Genomic DNA, 19,399 nt, shown 5'->3' on the forward strand with positions numbered 1-19,399 from the left:
GCGCGCGACAGCGCCCGTAGCCGGACTCCCACCCACAGCCACGGGCGCGTGCTCGGATCACCGTGCGGGCCGGAGGGGCGGCCCGACGGGTGCGGTCAGCGGACCCCCGCACGGGAACGGCGGTAGAGGACGCCGCCGGCCAGCATCAGCGCGGCGCCGGCCGCCCCGATCAGCTCGACCCCGTCCGCACCCGTGGAGGCCAGCTGCCCCCGGGCCGACGGCGCGGTGAGCGACTGCACGGCCTGCGCCGGGAGGCGCACGCTGCCGGATCCCGGGGTGGACGCCGTGGTGGTGCCGGGGGCACTGACCGGCGTGACCTGGGTCGGGCCGCCGTTACGGCCGGTACCGGGCGGGACGGCGCCGGCGGGCGGCTGTGAGGCGGGCGGGGACCCGACCGGCGGGGTGCTCACCGGGGGCGTGCCGACCGGCGGGGTGACGACGGGCGGCGGCGGCTTGGGGGTGCCGCCACCGGAGCCGGAGCCGGTGCCGCCGGGCTGGCAGTCGTCGCCGGGGGCGGGCGGCGGCGGAGTGGTGTGCGTCGGCGGCGGCGACGTGTGGGTCGGCGGCGGGGTGGCGTGGCTGGGGGCCGGGGCCGCCTGGTTCGAGCAGTCGTTCCCGAACGCCGGGTTCGCGAGGCCGACCACGTCGACGGAGTTCCCGCAGGCGTTCACGGGGATGGTGATCGGCGCCTGCACGTTGTTGCCCGAGCCGACACCCGGGGAGCCGTGCGCGACACCGGAGGCCGAGGAGCCGTACGTGGCGCCGGGGTGGAGGTGGCCCTCGCCCGGGTGCCAGTAGTCCGAGTTCCCGGACCCGGTCGGGCCGGAACCCATGTGACCGGGGCCCATGTGACCGGCGGCCATGTGCCCCGGGTGGGCGTGGCCGGGAGTGCCGTGCGCGGGGAGGCTCCGGCTGGAGCTCCCGCAGCTGTTCCCCATCGCCGGGTTGAGCAGGCCGACCACGTCGACGGTGTTGCCGCAGGCGTTCACGGGGATGTCCACGGGGGCCTGCACGGCGTTGCCGGAGCCGACTCCGGGCGAGTTCACCGCACCACCCTGTGCCTCCGCACTCGCGTACGCGTAGCCGGCGGTGGAGGCCAGCACACTACCGGTGGCGACGAAGGTGAGGATGCCCCTCTTTGCGACCTGGCGCATTACTCCCCTAACTCTGATTGTCGGAATTGCTGACGAGGCATGTGCCCGTCCACCGGACAACGAGGCGCGCCGGGAAAGGTTGAACCCGACGGCAGGCGTTCATCCGATCAGGTGAGACGCCGCACGCGCCCGGGCACTGCGCCGACAATTGCGAAGGCACCGCGAAGGCACCGCGAAGGCATGCGAACCAACACCAGAGCCGGGGCCGTGGGCGTGACCGTGGCCGTGCCCCGGACAAGGGTGTGCCCCCGGTGCGGGAGACCCGCCGCCCGGGGGCACAACGATCAGTAGACCGGCATCAGGGGCCGGGTACGGCTCAGACGTTGGCGCAGTTGTCGCCGAACGCCGGGTTCAGCAGGCCGATGACGCTGACAGTGTTGCCGCAGACGTTCACCGGCACGTGCACGGGCACCTGGATCAGGTTACCGGACAGCACGCCGGGGGAGTTGGTCGCGACACCCTCGGCCTGTGCGCCGTGGGCGGCGGCCATGCCCGCACCGGCGAGGACCAGACCACCGGTGGCGGCGGCGACAGCAGCAATCTTCTTGACCTTCATGGGTTCCTCCTGGTCGATTCCGCGACCCGTGTTCCGGGCCGCATAGGAGTGAACGAGGATGTGGCAAACGGGTGACGGACCCGCCCCGCCATTCACCCGCAGCGGTGATGCCTCGCACGCGCAATCGACCATGATTTCCGAAGGCGTATCGTTTCTGCACTGCCCTTCCGACCGCTACTCAAGTCATTCGCTCCGACAATGCGCCCGCCGGTCCGGCGGGGGCTGCGGGCCACCCTCCCCGCAGCCCCCGGCCACCGCCGGCGGGCGCCTCGCCGCTGCCCTCAGCTCGCGTCGATGAACCGGTCCAGCACGCGCACGCCGAACTTCAGGCCCTCCACCGGCACCCGCTCGTCCACGCCGTGGAACATCCCGGCGAAGTCCAGCTCGGGCGGCAGCTGGAGCGGCGCGAAGCCGAAGCAGCGGATGCCCAGGTCCTGGAAGGACTTGGCGTCCGTCCCGCCCGACAGGCAGTACGGCACCGCGCGGGCGATCGGGTCCTCCGCGCGCAGTGCGGACTGCATCGCCTCCACCAGCGCGCCGTCGAAGCCGGTCTCGATCGCCTTGTCCGAGTGCAGGCTCTCGCGCTTCACGCGCGGGCCGAGGATGCGGTCCAGGTCGGCGAGGAACTCGTCCTCGTACCCGGGCAGGAAGCGGCCGTCCACGTGGGCGGTGGCCTGCCCGGGGATCACGTTCACCTTGTAACCGGCGCCGAGCATGGTCGGCTGGGCGGTGTTGCGCAGTGTGGTGCCGATCATCTTGGCGATGCCGCCGAGCACCCGCAGCGTCTCGTCCATGTTCTCGGGGTCGAGTTCCACGCCGAGCGCGTCCGAGAGCTCGTCCAGGAAGGCCCGCACCGTCTTGGTGATCCGCAGCGGGAAGGTGTGCCGCCCGAGCCGGGCGACCGCCTCGCACAGCTCGGTGATCGCGTTGTCGTTGTTCTCCATCGAACCGTGCCCGGCCCGGCCCTCGACCGTGAGCCGCATCCAGTGCATGCCCTTCTCGGCCGTCTCGATCAGGTAGAGCCGGACATCCTTGTTGACCGTGAAGGAGAACCCGCCGACCTCGCCGATCCCCTCCGTCACGCCCTCGAACAGGTCCGGGTGCTTGTCCACCAGGTAGCGGGCGCCGTACGTGCCGCCGGCCTCCTCGTCCGCGAGGAACGCCAGCACGATGTCACGCGGGGGCTTTCGGCCGGTGCGGAGCCGGTCGCGGATCACCGCGAGGGTCATCGCGTCCATGTCCTTCATGTCCACCGCGCCCCGGCCCCAGACGCAGCCGTCGGCGACCTCACCGGAGAACGGGTCGTACGTCCAGTCGGCCGCGTTGGCCGGCACCACGTCGGTGTGCCCGTGGATCAGCAGTCCCGGACGGGACCTGTCCTCCCCCTCGATCCGGACCACGGTCGACGCCCGGCCCTTGGCCGACTCGAAGATCTGCGGTTCGACACCGAACTCGGCCAGCTGCTCGGCCACGTACTCCGCCGCGGCCCGCTCCCCCGGCCCCGAGCCGTCACCGTAGTTACTGGTGTCGATCCGGATCAGATCCCGGCAGATGTCGACGACCTCCGACTCGGCCGTCACCTTCGACTCACTCACGGTCACTCCTCGCCTTGTGGCCCACCCGGCGCACCTCCACGCCACCCCCGGACGAACACCCACCGGAGACCTTGCGGGCACGGTCCCGCCATCCTCCCCCAGGCACCGCCCGACCCCAAGGCCATTCCCTGGTTCGAAGCCGCACAGCCCCCTCGACGGACGGTTTTGGGACTCCGACCCGATCTTTGCTACAGTTGTGCATGTCAGCGCGGCACGGAGCCGCAAAGACAGACACCTAGTCCGGGTGGCGGAATGGCAGACGCGCTAGCTTGAGGTGCTAGTGCCCTTTATCGGGCGTGGGGGTTCAAGTCCCCCCTCGGACACCAGATCATCCCCGAGTCTCAGTAGGTCAGAGGCTCGGGGATTTCTCGTTGTTCGCCCGACCGCAGTCCGACCGGGGCACCGCTCCCGAAGTCGCCGCCCGCCTCGGCGCCCACCCGCAGACCGCACGGCAGCGCCTGCACCAGGTCCACCGTCTGTTCGGCCCCGCCCCGACCGACCCGGACGCCCGGTTCGAGCCGGCGGTAGCACTGCCCAATCGCCGCCTTCGGGCGACCACCTTCTGACGGTGTGCCAACCGCCGTAAACATGCCGGATCTTGACGGATCGGTCGACATCCGCGGCCACTTCCTCCGGTTGCTACGCGACAACTTCGAGTGGGCGCACGGCTGTGCCGAGCGCTTCGGCGTGGCGCAAGCACCAGCCCCGAACCGGCTTCAGCATGAAGTTGCTCCGCCCCCTGGCTTCTCCGGCTGTTGATGGGATCATCTCCACCATGAACCAGACAACGGGGAAGTCAGCGGGCAGGTCGGCGGGGTCGGAGCGAAGAGCGCGGAGATGGCGCGGGGTTGGCGGGGTGACGGCCTTCGCGGGGATGGCCGGCGGAGTCTACGCGGTGTTCGTGCCCTGGCTCGGGGTCCACGGCTACTACGGCGACCGCGCCCTCAGGCAGTGGATGGCCGGCGACACCTCCCCCTACGACCTGAACGAACTCACCACCGGCATCTGGGTGTACGTGTCCCTCGGGCTCCTGTCCGTACTCGCGTTCGCGGCGGCCGCACGCCGCACCTGGCTGCGCCGCACGGCCGGAATCCTCACCCTCCCGGTCTGCGCGCTTTCGGTTCTGGCCACCCTCAACACGGTGGGCACGATCCGCTGGTGGGGCGGCAGCCGCCTGATCGACGACGACCTCCTGGACGACCCGGACCACTTCTTCACCCTCACCACGGCCGATCACTGGGCGATAGCAGCAGCGCTCCTGCTCACCCTGGGCACCGTCGTGGTCACCCTCGCCGGCGCGGTCGAGCCGCGCCTGACGAACGATCAGGTACGGCTGCGCGCCGCCGGCTACCGGGACTGACCACCCGCGATCGCAACGGCCGGGAGCTCGCCGGAGAGGGCGATGCCACTCGGTCATGGACACGGAACGCCTGTGCCCGAGGAGGGAGTTCAAGCCCTCCCCGGGCACGGGCCGGATCCCGTCGGGATCACCGGCCCCGGCGTCCCGTGGGCGTCGGGGCCGGTGAGGCCGACGGTCGCGGGGTCAGTACTGCGTGGACACCGTGACTCCGCTGAAGTCGGTGACGGCGTACAGGGAGATGTACCGGTAGCCGGCGGTGGTGTTGGTGACGGTGATGCTCTCGCTGGTGCCGGAGCCGGTCGACTTGGCCGTGTACGCGGTCGGCGTGGCCCAGGTGGCGGGGTTGTAGTAGAGGTCCGCGTTGCCCGTGCCGCCGCTGGTCGTGACGGTCAGCGTCGAGGTGCCGGCCGGCAGGTAGACGAACAGGTAGTCGCTGTTGCCCGCGGTGGCCGACTGGTTGCCGCGGGAGCAGTTCTGGCCCATCGTGCGGGTGTCGGTGGCCGTGCAGGCGGGCAGGGTCCCGCCGCCGGTGCCGCCACCGGTACCGAAGACGTAGTGGGTGGTCAGGGTGACGCCGCTGAACGCCGTGGTGGCGTGCAGGTCGATGTAGCGGTAGTCGGCCGTGGCGTTGGTGCTGGTGACGGTGATGCTCTCGCTGGTGCCGGAGCCGGTCGACTTGGCCGTGTACGCGGTCGGCGAGGCCCAGGTGGCGGGGTTGTAGTAGAGGTCCGCGTTGCCCGTGCCGCCGCTGGTGGTGACGGTCAGCGTCGAGGTCCCGGCCGGCAGGTAGACGAAGAAGCCGGCGTCGTTGCCGGCTGCGGCCGACTCGTTGGTGCGGTAGCAGTTCTGGCCCATGGCGCGGGCGTCGGGGTCGGTGCAGGGGGTCGCGGGGCCGTTCGAACCGGCGTTGGCGAGCGCGTCGAGCCAGGCGTTGAAGTCGGCGTCGTAGCCGGTGCCGATGCTGTTGTAGACGGCGTAGCCGCCCGCGTAGTCACCGGTGCGGAAGTGCGTGAGCATGCTGGTGATGTCCGCGGGGTGCTTCTCGAACATGTACCGCACGGCGAGGTAGCCCCACGGGTAGGTGCGGGTCTGGTCGGAGTTGTCGTACGTGCTCTGGAACAGCGTGCTGAGGTTGTAGGTGTGCTGGCTGGCGTCGGCGATCGCGCCGGTGTCGGCCACGCCGCGGTAGCTGTAGGAGACGTACTCGGCCTGGCCCTCGATCCACCAGATGTCCGGGACGGTGATCTCCGTGGGGAAGTCACCCTTCATGTCGTAGGCGCCCTGCATGAGGTGCGCGAACTCGTGGTTGAGGTTCCAGACCCGCGCCGGGAAGCCGTTGTCGGTGTCCCACTGGTACTGGACGGAGACGGGCTGGTTGGCGGGGTCGGTGATGTTCCCGGACAGCGTCTCGCCGCCGTTGTTGGTGCTGTTGCCGAAGATCCAGCTGGAGTAGACCTGGTAGTCCTTGGAGCTCGCGAAGATGGCGAGCCGGACGTTCGTCTCGTACTGGCCGGGGATCGGGCTGGTGACCTTGTCCAGGTTCTGGAAGTACGGGATCTCGGCCTGCAGGCTGGTGCAGACGGCCGACAGGTCCGCGGCGGTCAGCGCCTGCGTCAGGAGGGTGATCGTCGAACCGCAGGCGGTCGTGGTCGGCAGCGAGGCCGTGCTGAGCTGGGCGGCGAGGTTGCAGGTGCCGTAGTACGAGCACTGGGCCTGGTCGTCGGCGTCGGTCATCCCGGCGACCCCGACCCACAGCGGCGCCGACGCGCCGGTGATCGCCGAGGCGCCGAGCAGCCCCTTCGCCAGCGGGCGGACCTTGGCCTGGAGCGCCGCGGTGTCGAGGAAGCGGGCGACCTCGGTGCCGGCGTTGGAGTCCAGGTAGTAGGCGTCGCCGCTCAGCGCGGACCGGTTGTTCAGCGCGAAGGCGCTGAGGGTGTCGATGATGCTCGGGTCCGCGGTGACCGCGGTGAGGAAGGCCGGGTTCTGGTGGCCTCGGAAGATCGGGGTGAAGACGTCGTTGACGGCCGCGTCCATGCTGGCGTAGGCGTCGTAGGAGCTGGTGTAGGCGTTCAGCACCCGCTTGTAGGTGCCCAGGTAGCGGGGCTGTTCGTTGGCGCTGTCGGTCAGGACGATCGCCTCGCCCACGATGTCGCCGTTGGCCGCGCTGACGTCCATGAAGTGCGAGGAGGCCACGAAGGTGTCCAGTGCGCCTTCGATGGCGGCGGCCAGGGTCGGGCCGTACGTCCCGACGTCCGCGGGGTGGTAGTACTGGGCGTAGTAGCCGGCGCGCAGGAACAGCACGAGCTGCCACACGTTGGTGGAGTCGTCACCGGGGTAGGCGGCCGAGCCGGCCTTGAAGGCATTGGCCACGGTGACCATCTGCGCTTCGTTGAACGCGCTCTTCGCGTCGGTGCCGGTGAGGGTGAACAGCGTGTTGACGCAGTCCGTGGTCGAGGACTGGATGTAGGAGACCAGCGCGGCCCCGGACCGGCCGCCGAAGTCGGCGGCCGTGCAGGACTGGGCTGCGGCCAGGGTCGCGGCCTTCGCGTGCGCGGCGGGTTTCGGCGGCGTCACCGGGCTGGCCGGGGGCTGCTCGGCGGCCTTGACCCGCCGGCCACGGACGTCGGCCTGGGTGGAGCGGCCGGTGTCGGCGCCGAGCGGCGCCCCCGCCTGGGGCGCCTGGGGCGCGCTCGCGGTTCTGGCGGGAGCGGTGATCGGGGACGTCGGGCCGGCTGCGGCGAACGACGGCGGAGCCAGCAGACCGGCCGTCGCGATGCCGGCCGCCACGCCGGCGGCCAGGAATCTGGGCAGGGCGAATCGATGGCGCATCAGTGCTCCTGAACGAACGTGGGGGTGCGCCTCGACGTGGGGGTGAGGCGTGACATGTAACATCCCACTGGCCCGGGGCCGCTGACAACGCACAACGTGATAGGACATCGCGTGCGCGGTGATAACACCGGTGGCACAACGGCCGGTCAGCGCCGGGGCGTTCCTGGTCCCGGCGTGGACCACGGCTGGAAGTGCGGCACGTGGAGGGAGAGTTCGCGGTAGGCCGCGGTCGCGCACCGGTGGACGGTCTCGACCGTCTCGTCGGCGACGCCGCTCGGCTGCCAGGCCAGCACGTAGCGGCACCAGACCGGCCTGCCGGTCAGCGGCTTGACCAGCACGCCGGCGGACGGGCGGAAGGTCGCCTGCACGACCGCGACACCCAGTCCGGCGGCGATCAGGCCCTGCAACTGGCGCAGATCGCCGAGGAACCGGTGCACGGTCGCCGGGCGGAACCCGGCCTCCTGGCAGGCCTCGTAGAAGACCTCGGGCCAGCCCGCGCCGTCGTCGGGTGTCACGAACCAGGCGTCCTCGGCCAGTTCGGACAGCGAGACCTCGCTGCGGTGGGCCAGCCGGTGGTCCGCCGGCAGCGCCACGGACGACGGCTCGGTGACGATCCCGCGATGCGCGACGGCGTCCGAGTGCTGCAACTCCCGTCCGGGATAGTCCGTACCGATCGCGGCGTCCAGGGCGCCGCTCTCCAGGAGCTCGACGATCTCCGCCGAGGAGTAGACGGAACTGACGGTCAGCGCGAGATCCGGCAGAGCCTCGCGGATCCGGACGACCAGGCCGGACAGGATCGGGGTGTTGGTCGCGGCCAGCCGCAGGGCCCGGCCGGTCCCGGCGGTGCCCGCGGCCGGGAACCGCCCGATGGCGTCCACCTGGGCGAGCACCTCGCGGGCCTGGGCGACAACCTGCACGCCGAACGGCGTCGGGACCACCCCCACCCGGCTGCGCAGGAACAGCTCCCCGCCGAAGTAGCCCTCGATCCGCTGGAGTTGGGTACTCACCGCCGGTTGCGAGTAGCCGAGCAGCGCCGCCGCCCGGCGCAGGCCGCCGGTGTCGGCGATCGCGCAGACCAGCCTCAGATGACGAAGCTCCAGCTGTTCCATCATCACTCCGGTGTCGGTCGGTGCGGTCGCGCGGTCACCCGCGGAGCAGCGGCAGCAGCAGCGCGGCCGACCAGCTGAAGTTCGGGGAGTTGCGGGCGGCTCCGGTCAGCGGATTGTAGTTCTCCGACAGTGGGGCCCCGCCGGTGAGCCCGGAGGCGACGGCGAGCAGACGGGCGGTGAGATCGCGGGCGTCGGCGGTGAAGCCGTACCGCCGCAGGCCTTCCAGCGCGAAGTACGCCTGGTCCAGCCAGACCGGCCCGCGCCAGTAGCCCTCGGGGTCGAAGTACGGTGAGCTCCTCGCGACCGTGGGGAAGGGCAGCCGGGTGCCGAACTCGGCGGGGTCGAGCAGCCGGGCGCGCACGGTGGCGGCCTGCGCGGGCGTCGCGGTGCCCGACCAGAGCGGGACGACGCCCTCGATTCCGCGGCCCCGGGCGGTCAGCCGGGCGCCGGTGGCCAGGTCGGTGTCGTGGAACCAGCCGGTGGCCTGGTCGTACATGCTCGCGCGGACGGCCTGGTCCACGGCGTCCGCCGCCGCGCGCAGCCGGGTCGCGGCCGTCCGGTCGCCGAGGGTCTGCGCGATGGCGGCGAGGTGGCGCCGGTCCGCGGCGAGGTAGGCGTTGAGGTCCACGGAGTGCTGGGTGAGCGAGTAGCCGAGCAGGGTGCCGTCGGCGGCGTGGTCGGGGACGACGGCCGCGCCGAGCGCGGCGTCGAAGCGCGGGGCGTTGTCCATCCCGCTCTCCCAGGCGGCGGCCTGGCGGCAGTCCTCGGCGGCGGCGTTGCCCGGGTCCACGGTGGCGCCGTACTCGGCCAGGCCGTCACGGCCGTGGTCCCGGTTGCGGTACCACCAGTCCTGGTAGGCGGTCAGCTTCGGGTAGAGCTCGCGCAGGAAGGCGTCGTCCCCGCCGTGCCGGTGGACCTCCCGGACCGCCCAGGCGGCCAGCGGGGGCTTGGAGTTGCGCTCGTTCCAGTTGCCGCCGCCGGTGCTCGGGTCGTTGTAGAAGACGCAGTCGGGGATCATCCCGGCGTCCTGCGGGCGGGTCGGCGAGCCGGGCTGGATCTGGTGGTCGAACATCGAGCGGATCTGTGCGGCGGCGAGCTCCGGCGCGAAGAGGGCCGTGCCGACGGCCTGCTTCCAGGTGTCCCAGGCCCAGACCCCGTTGAACCACTTGTTGGAGAGCGAGGGCGTGATCGCGTCGTGCAGGATCCGGCCGGCCGGGCTGCGCCAGTTGGTGACCAGCGTCTGCACGCATTTGACGGCGGTCCGGCGCCGGTCGGCGGGCACGTCCTCGGTCGCGCGGTCGAGGTAGCCGCGCCAGCGGGCGACGCCCGCCGCCTGGACGGCTCCGGGGGCGGTCAGCGCGTGGTCGACGGTGGCGGCCTCCCGGCTGCGCTCGGCGGCGGTGAACGTGTAGGTCTCGACCCAGTCCAGGCTCCGCGAGCCGCCCGGTGCGAGGGTGAGCGGCGCGCGGAGCTCGGTGCGGTAGGAGTCGCCGTCCACGGCCGTCCGGACCGCGCTCGCATGGGTGATCTCGAAGCGTTCGGTACCGTCGGTGAGGAAGTCCCAGACCTCCCTGACCCGTGCGAAGTCCACGGCGACACCGGTCCGGGTGGCGCCGAGCGCGAGGGCGGCGTGCTGGGGCTGCGCGGTGGGGCGCAGCAGCGTACCGTTCCAGGAGACGGCGAGGGTGCGCGGGGTGCTGCCGGTGTTGGCCAGCTGGGCGCGGACGAGGGCGCTGCGGTGGCCGGCGAAGCACAGGTCGAGTCGGAGCGTCAGCCCGGCGCCGAGGTCGTAGGACTGGCGCAGCCGGCCGGGTAGGGCGGTCAGCCGCGCGGGCGCGCCGTCGGCGAGGCCGAGCGGCCGGCCGTGTTCGGCGACCTCGACCCGGCTGAACCCGCTGCTCAGCCACCAGGGGTACTCCTGGGCGAGGTAGAGGGGGCCGGTGAATCCGCCGTACGCGGCGGTGTCCTCGGTGGTGGGCAGGGCGTAGGCGTGCCAGGCGCCGAGGTCGGCGAAGACGGTGATCGGGTTGTTGTCGTCGGCGTCCCCGGGGTAGGCCGCGCCGGGGACGCCGTGCAGGTCCAGGACGTCGGCGTACTGCTCCTCGGCGTACCGGTCCTGGGCGTCGTCCGCCGTCGCGTCCGCCGTCGGGGCCGGGGCCGCCTGCGCGGTTCCCCTCGACGCGGAGGTCGCGGCGAGGGCGGCCGTGGTGGAGGCGGCGGCCAGGAAGTGGCGGCGGTCCAGCGGGCTCATGTGCGCTCCTCGGTGGGCTCGGTGCGGACGACGGCGGCGTCGAGCGGTCCGAGCGTGAGCCGGCCGGGGACGGCCGCCCCGGTCAGCAGGTCGGTCCCGGTGGCGTCCAGGGTCAGCCGGACGGTGTCCGGGCCGTGGTTGAGCAGGAAGAGGTAGCCGGTGCCGTCCGCGCCGTGGCGGCGGGTGGCCTCGACGCCGGGCGGCAGCGGGTGCGGGAGCGGGGGTGTGAGCGCGGCCGGGGCCAGGGCCAGGTCGAGCACCGTGGCGATGCCGGCGCCGAGGTGGCAGCCGACGTACCAGGCCGTGCCGGCGCCGTGGACGTTGCGGGTGACCGCGGGACGTCCGGCCAGGTCGCCGGAGGCGTAGTGGGCGAGTGTCCGGGCTCCCTCGGTCTCCAGCCACTCGCTCCACAGGGTGGCCCGCAGGTCGTCCGGGCCGAGCCGCACCGTGGTCGAGGCGCCGTCCGGGATCGGCCAGTGCTCGTCGACCACCACGCCCAGCAGCGGGCGCAGCGGGCCCGGGTGCCCGCCGGGGTGGATGTGGTCGTCGCGGTCGCTGATCCCGCTGAAGGGCCCGCAGACCAGTTGCCCGCCCTCGTGGACGTAGCGGGTGAGCCAGTGCGCGGTCTCCTCGGTGAGGAGGTAGAGGTTGGGGGCCAGCACCGCCCGGTAGCCGTCGAGCGGGGCACCGGGGCGGACGAAGTCGATCGTCACTCCCCGCTCGTACAGGGCCGCGTACCAGGGGCGCAGCAGCTCCGGCCAGCGCATCCGGGCGCTGGGGTGCTCGTCCAGCTCCAGTGCCCACCAGTTGTCCCAGTCCAGGACGACGGCGACCTGCCCGCGCAGCCGGCTGCCGGCCAGTTCCGCGAGGCGCCGCAGCTCGGCGCCGAAGCGCACGGTCTCCCGCCACCCGCGCGAGGCGGTGCCGCGGTGCGGCAGCAGGGCGCTGTGGAACTTCTCCGCCCCGGCCGCCGAGGCGCGCCACTGGAAGGACATGACGCCGTCCGCTCCCCGGGCCAGTGCCTGGAGCGACCAGAGGCGCCGCAGTTCCGGCGGTTTGGGGAGGTTGACGGCGCGCCAGCTCACGGCGGAGGGCGCCTGCTCCATCAGCAGCCACGGCCGGCCGCCGCCCAGCGAGCGCATCAGGTCGTAGTTCATCGCGGCCGTGACGTGGGCCCGCGGGTCCGCCGGATCGGGGTAGGCGTCGTCGGAGACGAAGTCCTCGTGCCGGGCCCACTCCCAGTAGTCCAGTGCCTTGGACATCGACATGAAGTTGGTGGTGGCCGGTATCCGCGGGCAGATCTCGTCCAGCACGGCCTTTTCGGCGCGGTGGCAGGCGAGCAGGGCGTCGGAGCAGAACCGGCGCCAGTCGAGCAGCTGGGTCGGGTTGCCCGGCCCGGGTGCGGTGCGCGGCGGTTCGATCTCCTCGAAGCGTCCGTAGGCCTGCGACCAGAAGGCGGTGCCCCAGGCGTGGTTGAGGGTCTCGACGTCGCCGTGGCGCTCGGCCAGCCAGCGGCGGAAGTCGGCGGCGGACTCGGTGCAGAAGCACTCGGCGACGTGGTCGCCGTACTCGTTGTGGATGTGCCAGAACGCGAGCGCCGGGTGGTCGCGGTAGCGCTCGGCGAGCGCCCGGGTCAGGCGTACGGCGGCGGCCCGGTAGACGGCCGAGGAGGGGCAGTAGTGCTGGCGGGAGCCGAACTCCAGCCGCACTCCGTCGGCGGTGACCGGCAGCAGCCCGGGGTGGGCCCGCACCAGCCAGGCCGGCGGCGAGGCGGTGGCGGTGGCCAGGCCGACCGCGATCCCCCGGGTGTGCAGCAGGTCCAGGAGCCGGTCCAGCCAGCCGAAGTCCCAGACGTCCGGGGCGGGTTGCAGCCGGGCCCAGGCGAACACGCCGACGGTGGCCGTGGTGACCCCGGCCTGCCGCATCAGCTCGGCGTCCACGGCCCAGACGTGCTCGGGCCACTGGTCGGCGTTGTAGTCGGCGCCGTGGAGCAGCCCCGGTGTCCGGGTGAGACCGGCGCGCGCCGCGGAGCCCGTTCCGTGCATCCCTGCCCCCTGCCCGCCCGCTCCCTGACTTCTGAGAGCTCATGCTGGAGACAGAACGCGGTACGCACAAGGCCGCGTCGTCGCCCGCGCACGGGCGGTCGGCCGGCTCCCCGGGCCGGGGCGGGACGCCCGGGAGCCGGCGCTGGGCGCCGGCTCCGCGTGGTGTTCCTGGTCAGCCGGCGGCGATGAGTTCGAGCGTGTCGATCACACGGTTCGAGAAGCCCCACTCGTTGTCGTACCAGGCGACGACCTTGATGTGCCGGCCGTCGACGCGGGTGAGGGCCGAGTCGAAGATCGCCGAGGCCGGGTTGCCCGTGATGTCGGCGGAGACCAGCGGGGCCTCCGAGTATTCGAGGACACCGGCGAGCGGGCCCTCGGCGGCGGCGCGGTACGCCGCCAGCACGTCCTCGAGGGTCACGTCACGGGCGACGGTCGTGTTGAGCTCGACGATCGACCCCACCGGGACCGGCACCCGGATCGAGTCGCCGGAGAGCTTGCCCTCCAGGTTCGGCAGCACCAGGCCGATCGCCTTGGCAGCACCCGTCGTGGTCGGCACGATGTTGACGCCGGCGGCGCGGGCGCGGCGGGGGTCGCGGTGCGGGCCGTCCTGCAGGTTCTGCTCCTGCGTGTAGGCGTGCACCGTCGTCATGAAGCCGTGCTCGATGCCGGCCAGTTCGTCGAGCACCGCGGCCAGCGGGGCGAGCGCGTTGGTCGTGCACGAGGCGTTGGAGACGACCGTGTGCGCGGCCGGGTCGTACGCGTCGGTGTTGACCCCGAACGCGAGCGTGACGTCGGCGCCGTCGGCCGGCGCGCTGACGAGCACCTGCTTCGCGCCGGCCGCGATGTGGGCCCGGGCCGCCGTGGCGGAGGTGAAGCGGCCGGTGGACTCCAGCACGATGTCGACGCCGAGCTCGGCCCACGGCAGCTGCGCCGGCTCGCGCTCGGCGAGCACGGTGATGCGGCGGCCGTCGACCACCAGGACGTTCCCCTCGACGGTCACCGGGCGGCCCAGCCGGCCGGCCGTGGTGTCGTACGCCAGCAGGTGTGCGAGGGCAGCGGGCTCCGTGAGGTCGTTGACGGCGACGACCTCGAGCTTGCTGTCGCGTTCGAGCAGCGCGCGCAGCACATTGCGGCCGATGCGGCCGAATCCGTTGATGGCGATACGAGTCATGAGTGGTGTCCTTTCGGGTTCACCACCAGGCTCGCGTACGGCGTCCGCCGGTGACAGCGGCATGATCGCCAGGGTCCGAAAGGATCGTGCCAGGTTGGATCAGCGGGCTACTCGCCCTGGGCGAAGGTGCGCCGGTACTCGCTCGGTGTGGTCCCCAGGATGCGCTGGAAGTGCAGCCGCAGATTCGTACCCGTGCCGAGGCCGACGTCGGCGGCGATCTGTTCGACGCTCAGCTGCGACCGTTCGAGCAGCTCCCGCGCGACGTCGATGCGCGCCCGCATGACCCACTGCATCGGCGTGTAGCCCGTGTCCTCGACGAAGCGCCGCGAGAGTGTGCGCGGCGACACCGCCGCGTGCCGGGCGAGCACCTCCAGGGTGAGCTGGTCGCCGAGCCGGTGCAGCGCCCACTCACGGGTGGCGGCGAAGCGCTCGCCGAGCGCCTCCGGCACGCTGCGCGGCACGTACTGCGCCTGCCCGCCGCTGCGGTAGGGGGCCGCGACCAGACGCCGGGCCGCGTGGTTGGAGGCGGCCACCCCCAGATCGCGGCGCAGGATGTGCAGGCACAGGTCGAGGCCGGAGGCCGCGCCGGCCGACGTCAGCACGCTGCCCTCGTCGACGAACAGGACGTTCTCGTCGACCCGGATCAGCGGACGCTTGGCCGCCAGGGCCCGCGCGTAGTGCCAGTGCGTCGTGGCGCGCCGGCCGTCGAGCAGGCCCGTCGCGGCGAGCGCGAAGGCACCGGTCGAGATGGCGGCGAGCCTGGCGCCCCGAGCGTGGGCGGCGATCAGGGCCTCGACGACGGCCGGCGGCGGGTCCTCGCGGTCGGGGAAGCGGTAGCCGGGGACGAAGACGATGTCCGCCCAGGCGATCGCTTCGAGGCCGTGTGCGACGTGGTACGACAGGCCGTCGCCGCCGGCCACCAGCCCGGGGACCGCACCGCACACCCGCACCTCGTACGGCATGCTCGCGCGGGTCGTGAACACCTGGGCGGGAATTCCGACATCGAGCGGCTTGGCTCCTTCGAGCACGAGGACGGCGACGCGATGCAGGGGCTGGACAGACACGCTGACGAGGGTATCCGGCGTTCCCCGGTCACCGAAACGCGTCGAAGGGCGGCGGGCGGGGGCCGCGCCGGGAGCGCCCCCGGTCACACCCGGAGGCGCACCCCGGCTAGGCGGCGCAGGCCAACGACCGCAGCGCCTCGGGTGCGGCGTCGTGTATCTCGAAGACCTTGACCAGCCCGAGGGTGCGGAAGACCTTCAGGAGGGGTGATTCGGCCAGCGCGAGCGTGAGTGTGCCGCCCTCGCCCCGCAGCAGCCTCAGCCCGCCGACCAGTGCGCCCGCCCCGGGGCCCTCCAGGAACGTGACGCCGTTCAGGTCCACGGCGAGATGGGTACGGCCCCGCTCGCTGAGCGCACGGATCTCGGCGCGCAGGCGCTTCGCCGACTCCCGGTCGAGGCAGCCGGAGAGTGTGAGGAGGGCGCTCTTCGCGGACTCCCCCGCCTCCTCCACGCAGACCAGGTCCAGGCCGGGGCAGCTCGCGGGGTGGCCGGGCGAGGCCGGGCCGCCCGGGGGGCGGTCGCCGCTCGCGGGGTGGCCGAGCAGGACCGGGCCGGCCTCAACCGCGACGCCGGCGCCGACCGCCCACAGGAGCAGGCGCTCCTCCGCCTGGGCGACCGAGTCGTAGAACGGGAAGACCTTCGCCAGTCCGGTGATGCGGAACATCTTCATCACTGCCCGGTCGGGCCCCGTGCAGGCCACCCCGCCGCCCAGCGCACGCGTCCGTTTCAGGGCGCCCACCAGCACCCCCGTGCCCGTACTGTCCATGAAGTCGCAGCCCTTGAGGTCGACGATGAGCTGGACGTGTCCCTGGCTGATCACATCGAGGATCACCGCACGGAAGGTCGGGCTGGTGTAGACGTCGAACCCGCCGACGACCGTCAGTACGGTGGTCTTGGCGGAGATGTGCTCGTACGAGATCGTGAGGCACTTGCAGGCGGTGGTGATCGTCTCCACGGCTTTCTCTCCGTCCACGGTGGCTGGGAGGATCCTACGCCGAGCCGCCGACGCGCCCTACAGCCAGCAACCTGCTCGTCCAGAGCATGAGTTGCCGCATCATCCGCTCGGCGCGGAGATCCCCGCCCGGGAGGAAGGGCAGCAGGGCCAGCGCCGGAAGGCTGGCGACGGCGGCGAGCAGCAGCGGCGGCATCAGCAGCGCGACCACGGCGACGACGCGGACCGCGTCGAACAGCTTGCCGGTCAACGGGATGGGCAGCATGGGCACTTCGGCCTCCAGGGGCGCGGTCGCGGGTCGGCGTCGGGTTCTCTCCCGGCCGGCTCCACAATGGAGCAGGTGACCCGGGCGGCCGCGCGCGTGCGACATGGTGCGACCGGGCCGCGAGAAGACCGGGGCGGCGCGGGGGGAGAGTGCGATGGGAAGCGACGAAGGGCGCGGTACCGCGGGCAAGGCCCGGCAGGTGCCGCCGCCGCGCGTGCCGCCGGGCCCGCTGCGCGAGTTCAAGCAGTACCTCCACCGGCTGTATCTGGAGGCGGGCGCCCCCTCGTTGGAGCGGATCGCCCAACTCGTCGGCGAACGGGACCTGCCGGGCGCCCCGCGCAAGGACACCGTCGGACGGCTCCTCGGTGGCGGCGCCCTGTCGGGGCAGGAGGACGCGGTGTCCGTCGCCGCCGTGCTCGCCGAACAGGCCGGCCGGCCGCCCGCCGAGACGATGGCGGCCGTCCGTACCCTGTGGGTCGGGGCGAGCGAAGCCCGGCAGTCCCCGCTGCGCACCGTCCGGCAGTGGGACCCGATGAGACTGGGCGTGCGCAGGGCGGTCACCGCCGACGGCACGGACCCCGGAACGCTCACCGAGTACGTCGTCCGTACGCACGACCTGGTGCTGCGGGAGCGCCTGCGGCCCGCCGCCGCGAAGCAGCGGTCCGTCCTCGCCGTGCTCGTCGGGGCTCCGTGCTCGGGCCGGACCAGGGCGGCCCACCAAGCGGTTCTGGACGCCGTACCGGACTGGCCCCTGCTGGTCCCCGGCCGGGGGCCGGACGAACTGCTGGCCCTGATCGCCGACGATGCCGTCCAGGCCCGTTCGGTGATCTGGCTCGACGACATGTCCCGCTGTCTGGACGGCGGGAGCGGGGAGGAGGTCGCCACCGCCCTGGCCACCCTGCTGGAGGAGGTCGTACCGCTCGTGGTGATCGGCACCATGCGCACCGACCACCTGAGACGGCTGGCCGCCCCGGCCGGCCCGGTCGGCGACGAACGCTTCCAGGTACGGGCTCTGCTGGACTCCTGGCGCGCGGAAGTCGACGTCGCGGACAACATGGCCGGGCACCTCACCGAGCTCACCGAGAAAGCCGCCCGCGACCCCCGCCTGGCAACCGCCCTGCGCGCCTCGGCCGCGGACGGCCGGGTCCTGCAACACCTCACCGGTGGACCGGCCCTGGTGCGCCGCTACGAGCAGGGCCCCGGTCACTTCTTCACGGAGATCGAGCACGCGCTGATCAGCGCCGCCGCCGACGCGCGGCGGATGGGCCACGCCGGGCCGCTGTCGGCGGAGTTGCTCACCGAGGCCGTCGGCGGCTACCTGCCCGGCTCCGCGCGGGTGACCGGCGACGGCTGGCTCGCGACGGCCGTCGACTCGCTCTGCCGCCCGGCCGACGAGAACGGCCACAGCGGACTCGCCGCCCTGGTGGCCGTCCGCGAAGCACCCGGCCTCGGGGAGGCGGACGGCTACCGCGTCGCCGACTACCTCGACCTGCATCTCCAGCAGCGGCGCGGCCATCTCTGTCCGCCCGCGACCCTCTGGGAGGCCGTGGCCCGCCACGCCCGCAACGCCGACGACCTGGCTGCCGTGGGCGGTTCGGCCCGGGACCGCCGTCGCTACGGCCATGCCCTCCGCCTCTACCGGCGGTCCGCCGAGTCGGGCGGCGGGCCGGCCCGGGCGGCCCTGGCCGTCCTGCTGGCGGAACTCGGCGACCGGGAGGGGGCGGAGCGGGCGGCGGCCGCGGACTCCCGTGCCTGGACACTGCTGGCCATGGCCGGCGAGGCGGCGGGCGACGGCGCCCGCGCCGAACAGGCCTACGCGGTGGCGGCCGCCGCCGGGGATCCGCTCGCCTGGGCCGCCCTGGCCAGGATCCGCGAGCAGCGCCAGGACCGGGCGGGGGCCGAGGAGTTGGCGTCCCGGGCGCTCTCCGACGGCCACCCCCAGGCGTGGATGACGCTGGCCCGGCTCCGGGAGCACGCCGCCGATCACGCGGGCGCGGTGCGCGCCTACCAGGAGGCGGCCTGGGCCGACGAGGCCTGGGCGTGGACCGGGCTCTCGCGGGTGTACCGGAGCAGCGGCGACCCGGCCGCCGCGGAACTCGCCTGCGTGGAGGCCGCCGCCGTCGGTGCCGCCACCCTGTGGGCGGACCTGGTCCGCTTCCGCTGGGAGGCGGACGACGGCGCCGGGGCCGAGGCGGCCGCCGAGCGGGCCGCGGAGGCCGGGGCCGCCGAGGGCTGGAGCGTGCTGGCCCGGCTGCGCGAATCGGGAGCGGACCCGGCCGGGGCGGAGACCGCGTACCGCAGAGCCGCCGGGCTCGGTGCCGCGACCGCGTGGGGCCAGGTCGCCAGGCTGCGGGAGGCGGCCGGCGACCGCACGGGGGCGGACGCCTCGGCGGAGCGGGCCGCGCGGGTGGGCGACGCCGACGCGTGGGCGGAACTGGCCCGGCTCCGGGAGCGGGCCGGGGACCACGCGGCGGCCGACCGTGCGGCGGCCGGTGCGGCACGTACCGGTGACACGGAGGCATGGACCGTCCTGGCCCGGCTCCGGGAGCACGCGGGGGATCACGACGGCGCGGACCGGGCCGCGACCCGGGCGGCCGAGCACAGCGACCCGGAGGCCTGGGCCGCGCTCTCGCGGATACGCGAGCGGGCCGGTGACGCCGCCGGTGCGGAGCGGGCCGTGCTGAGGGCCGTCGCCGCGGGCGGCACCGGCGCTTGGACGGCCCTCGGCCGGGTCCGCGAACACGAGGATCCCGCGGCCGCCGAACGGGCGTACCGCTGCGGCTCGGAGCTCGGGGACACGGCGGCCTGGGCGTTGCTGGGCAGGCTCCACGAGAAGGACGGGGACCGGGTCGGTGCGCAGCGGGCGTACGGCCACGCGGTGGACGCGGGTGACACCGAGGCGTGGGAGGGCCTGCTCCGGGTCCTGCGGGCCGACGGAACACGGCACGGGGACCCGGGCCACTGGACGTACGGCCTGGAGGCGGACGGCACTCCGGCCACCAGGGCCGGTGTCCTGCTCCCCTGAGCGGGCGGCCGGGCGCGCTGGGCGGC

Annotated in this window: 14 protein-coding genes and 1 tRNA gene; 4 read left to right on the plus strand and 11 right to left on the minus strand. The window is 73.3% G+C overall.

Features of this window, described 5'->3' with window-relative positions:
* Positions 1-95: 95 nt before the first annotated feature.
* From ABD330_RS25450 to ABD330_RS25460, 3 genes are all read right to left on the minus strand, one after another.
* Positions 96-1,154 carry a chaplin gene (locus ABD330_RS25450; protein WP_344468319.1) on the minus strand — a complete coding sequence of 353 codons (1,059 nt, stop codon included), beginning with the start codon at positions 1,152-1,154 and terminating at the stop codon, positions 96-98.
* A 316-nt stretch (positions 1,155-1,470) separates the two neighbouring features.
* On the minus strand, positions 1,471-1,710 hold the full coding sequence (locus tag ABD330_RS25455) for a chaplin (RefSeq protein ID WP_344468320.1): 240 nt from the start codon (positions 1,708-1,710) through the stop codon (positions 1,471-1,473).
* Positions 1,711-1,991: 281 nt separating this feature from the next.
* Positions 1,992-3,305, minus strand: a complete 1,314-nt coding sequence (locus tag ABD330_RS25460) for a M20/M25/M40 family metallo-hydrolase (protein WP_344468321.1) — start codon at positions 3,303-3,305, stop codon at positions 1,992-1,994.
* A 238-nt stretch (positions 3,306-3,543) separates the two neighbouring features.
* Between ABD330_RS25460 and ABD330_RS25465 the strand changes: the two genes are divergently transcribed.
* The 3 genes from ABD330_RS25465 (at position 3,544) to ABD330_RS25475 (ending at position 4,665) form a co-directional block, all read left to right on the plus strand.
* Positions 3,544-3,631 (plus strand) — tRNA-Leu (locus ABD330_RS25465).
* A 45-nt stretch (positions 3,632-3,676) separates the two neighbouring features.
* The gene (locus tag ABD330_RS25470; RefSeq protein ID WP_344468322.1) at positions 3,677-3,871 is read left to right on the plus strand and encodes a helix-turn-helix domain-containing protein; all 195 of its coding nucleotides are present in this window, start codon (positions 3,677-3,679) and stop codon (positions 3,869-3,871) included.
* Between the two features lie 290 nt (positions 3,872-4,161).
* Entirely contained in the window at positions 4,162-4,665 is a 504-nt protein-coding gene (locus ABD330_RS25475; protein WP_344468323.1) for a hypothetical protein, read from the plus strand.
* A gap of 183 nt (positions 4,666-4,848) precedes the next feature.
* On the opposite strand, the gene ABD330_RS25480 is transcribed toward ABD330_RS25475, so the two are convergent.
* The 8 genes from ABD330_RS25480 to ABD330_RS25515 form a co-directional block, all read right to left on the minus strand.
* On the minus strand, positions 4,849-7,494 hold the full coding sequence (locus ABD330_RS25480) for a M9 family metallopeptidase (RefSeq protein ID WP_344468324.1): 2,646 nt from the start codon (positions 7,492-7,494) through the stop codon (positions 4,849-4,851).
* A gap of 146 nt (positions 7,495-7,640) precedes the next feature.
* Positions 7,641-8,606, minus strand: a complete 966-nt coding sequence (locus tag ABD330_RS25485; protein WP_344468325.1) for a LysR family transcriptional regulator — start codon at positions 8,604-8,606, stop codon at positions 7,641-7,643.
* Positions 8,607-8,637: 31 nt separating this feature from the next.
* Entirely contained in the window at positions 8,638-10,854 is a 2,217-nt protein-coding gene (locus tag ABD330_RS25490; protein ID WP_344468326.1) for an MGH1-like glycoside hydrolase domain-containing protein, read from the minus strand.
* Positions 10,851-12,899, minus strand: a complete 2,049-nt coding sequence (locus ABD330_RS25495) for a beta-galactosidase (protein WP_344468327.1) — start codon at positions 12,897-12,899, stop codon at positions 10,851-10,853. The genes ABD330_RS25490 and ABD330_RS25495 overlap by 4 nt, the downstream gene beginning before the upstream one ends.
* Positions 12,900-13,071: 172 nt before the next feature.
* Positions 13,072-14,070: a type I glyceraldehyde-3-phosphate dehydrogenase gene (gap, locus tag ABD330_RS25500; protein WP_344468328.1), complete on the minus strand. Its 999-nt coding sequence runs from the start codon at positions 14,068-14,070 to the stop codon at positions 13,072-13,074.
* A gap of 107 nt (positions 14,071-14,177) precedes the next feature.
* Entirely contained in the window at positions 14,178-15,134 is a 957-nt protein-coding gene (locus ABD330_RS25505) for a GlxA family transcriptional regulator (RefSeq protein WP_344468329.1), read from the minus strand.
* Between the two features lie 106 nt (positions 15,135-15,240).
* Positions 15,241-16,086: an STAS domain-containing protein gene (locus ABD330_RS25510; protein ID WP_344468330.1), complete on the minus strand. Its 846-nt coding sequence runs from the start codon at positions 16,084-16,086 to the stop codon at positions 15,241-15,243.
* Between the two features lie 34 nt (positions 16,087-16,120).
* Positions 16,121-16,354: a dTMP kinase gene (locus ABD330_RS25515; protein ID WP_344468331.1), complete on the minus strand. Its 234-nt coding sequence runs from the start codon at positions 16,352-16,354 to the stop codon at positions 16,121-16,123.
* Between the two features lie 148 nt (positions 16,355-16,502).
* Here ABD330_RS25515 and ABD330_RS25520 point away from each other — a divergent pair, with 148 nt between their 5' ends.
* Positions 16,503-19,373, plus strand: coding sequence for a hypothetical protein (locus ABD330_RS25520; RefSeq protein ID WP_344468332.1), 2,871 nt, complete (start codon positions 16,503-16,505; stop codon positions 19,371-19,373).
* The last annotated feature ends 26 nt before the right edge of the window (positions 19,374-19,399 follow it).

It is taken from the genome of Kitasatospora kazusensis (assembly GCF_039529945.1).
GTDB lineage: Bacteria > Actinomycetota > Actinomycetes > Streptomycetales > Streptomycetaceae > Kitasatospora > Kitasatospora kazusensis.

Coding starts and splice junctions, on each gene's coding strand:
- ABD330_RS25480 (WP_344468324.1), bottom strand. CDS start 7,494: ATGCGCCATCGATTCGCCCTGCCCAGATTCCTGGCCGCCGGCGTGGCG.
- ABD330_RS25485 (WP_344468325.1), bottom strand. CDS start 8,606: ATGATGGAACAGCTGGAGCTTCGTCATCTGAGGCTGGTCTGCGCGATC.
- gap (WP_344468328.1), bottom strand. CDS start 14,070: ATGACTCGTATCGCCATCAACGGATTCGGCCGCATCGGCCGCAATGTG.
- ABD330_RS25455 (WP_344468320.1), bottom strand. CDS start 1,710: ATGAAGGTCAAGAAGATTGCTGCTGTCGCCGCCGCCACCGGTGGTCTG.
- ABD330_RS25495 (WP_344468327.1), bottom strand. CDS start 12,899: ATGCACGGAACGGGCTCCGCGGCGCGCGCCGGTCTCACCCGGACACCG.
- ABD330_RS25490 (WP_344468326.1), bottom strand. CDS start 10,854: ATGAGCCCGCTGGACCGCCGCCACTTCCTGGCCGCCGCCTCCACCACG.
- ABD330_RS25520 (WP_344468332.1), top strand. CDS start 16,503: ATGGGAAGCGACGAAGGGCGCGGTACCGCGGGCAAGGCCCGGCAGGTG.
- ABD330_RS25450 (WP_344468319.1), bottom strand. CDS start 1,154: ATGCGCCAGGTCGCAAAGAGGGGCATCCTCACCTTCGTCGCCACCGGT.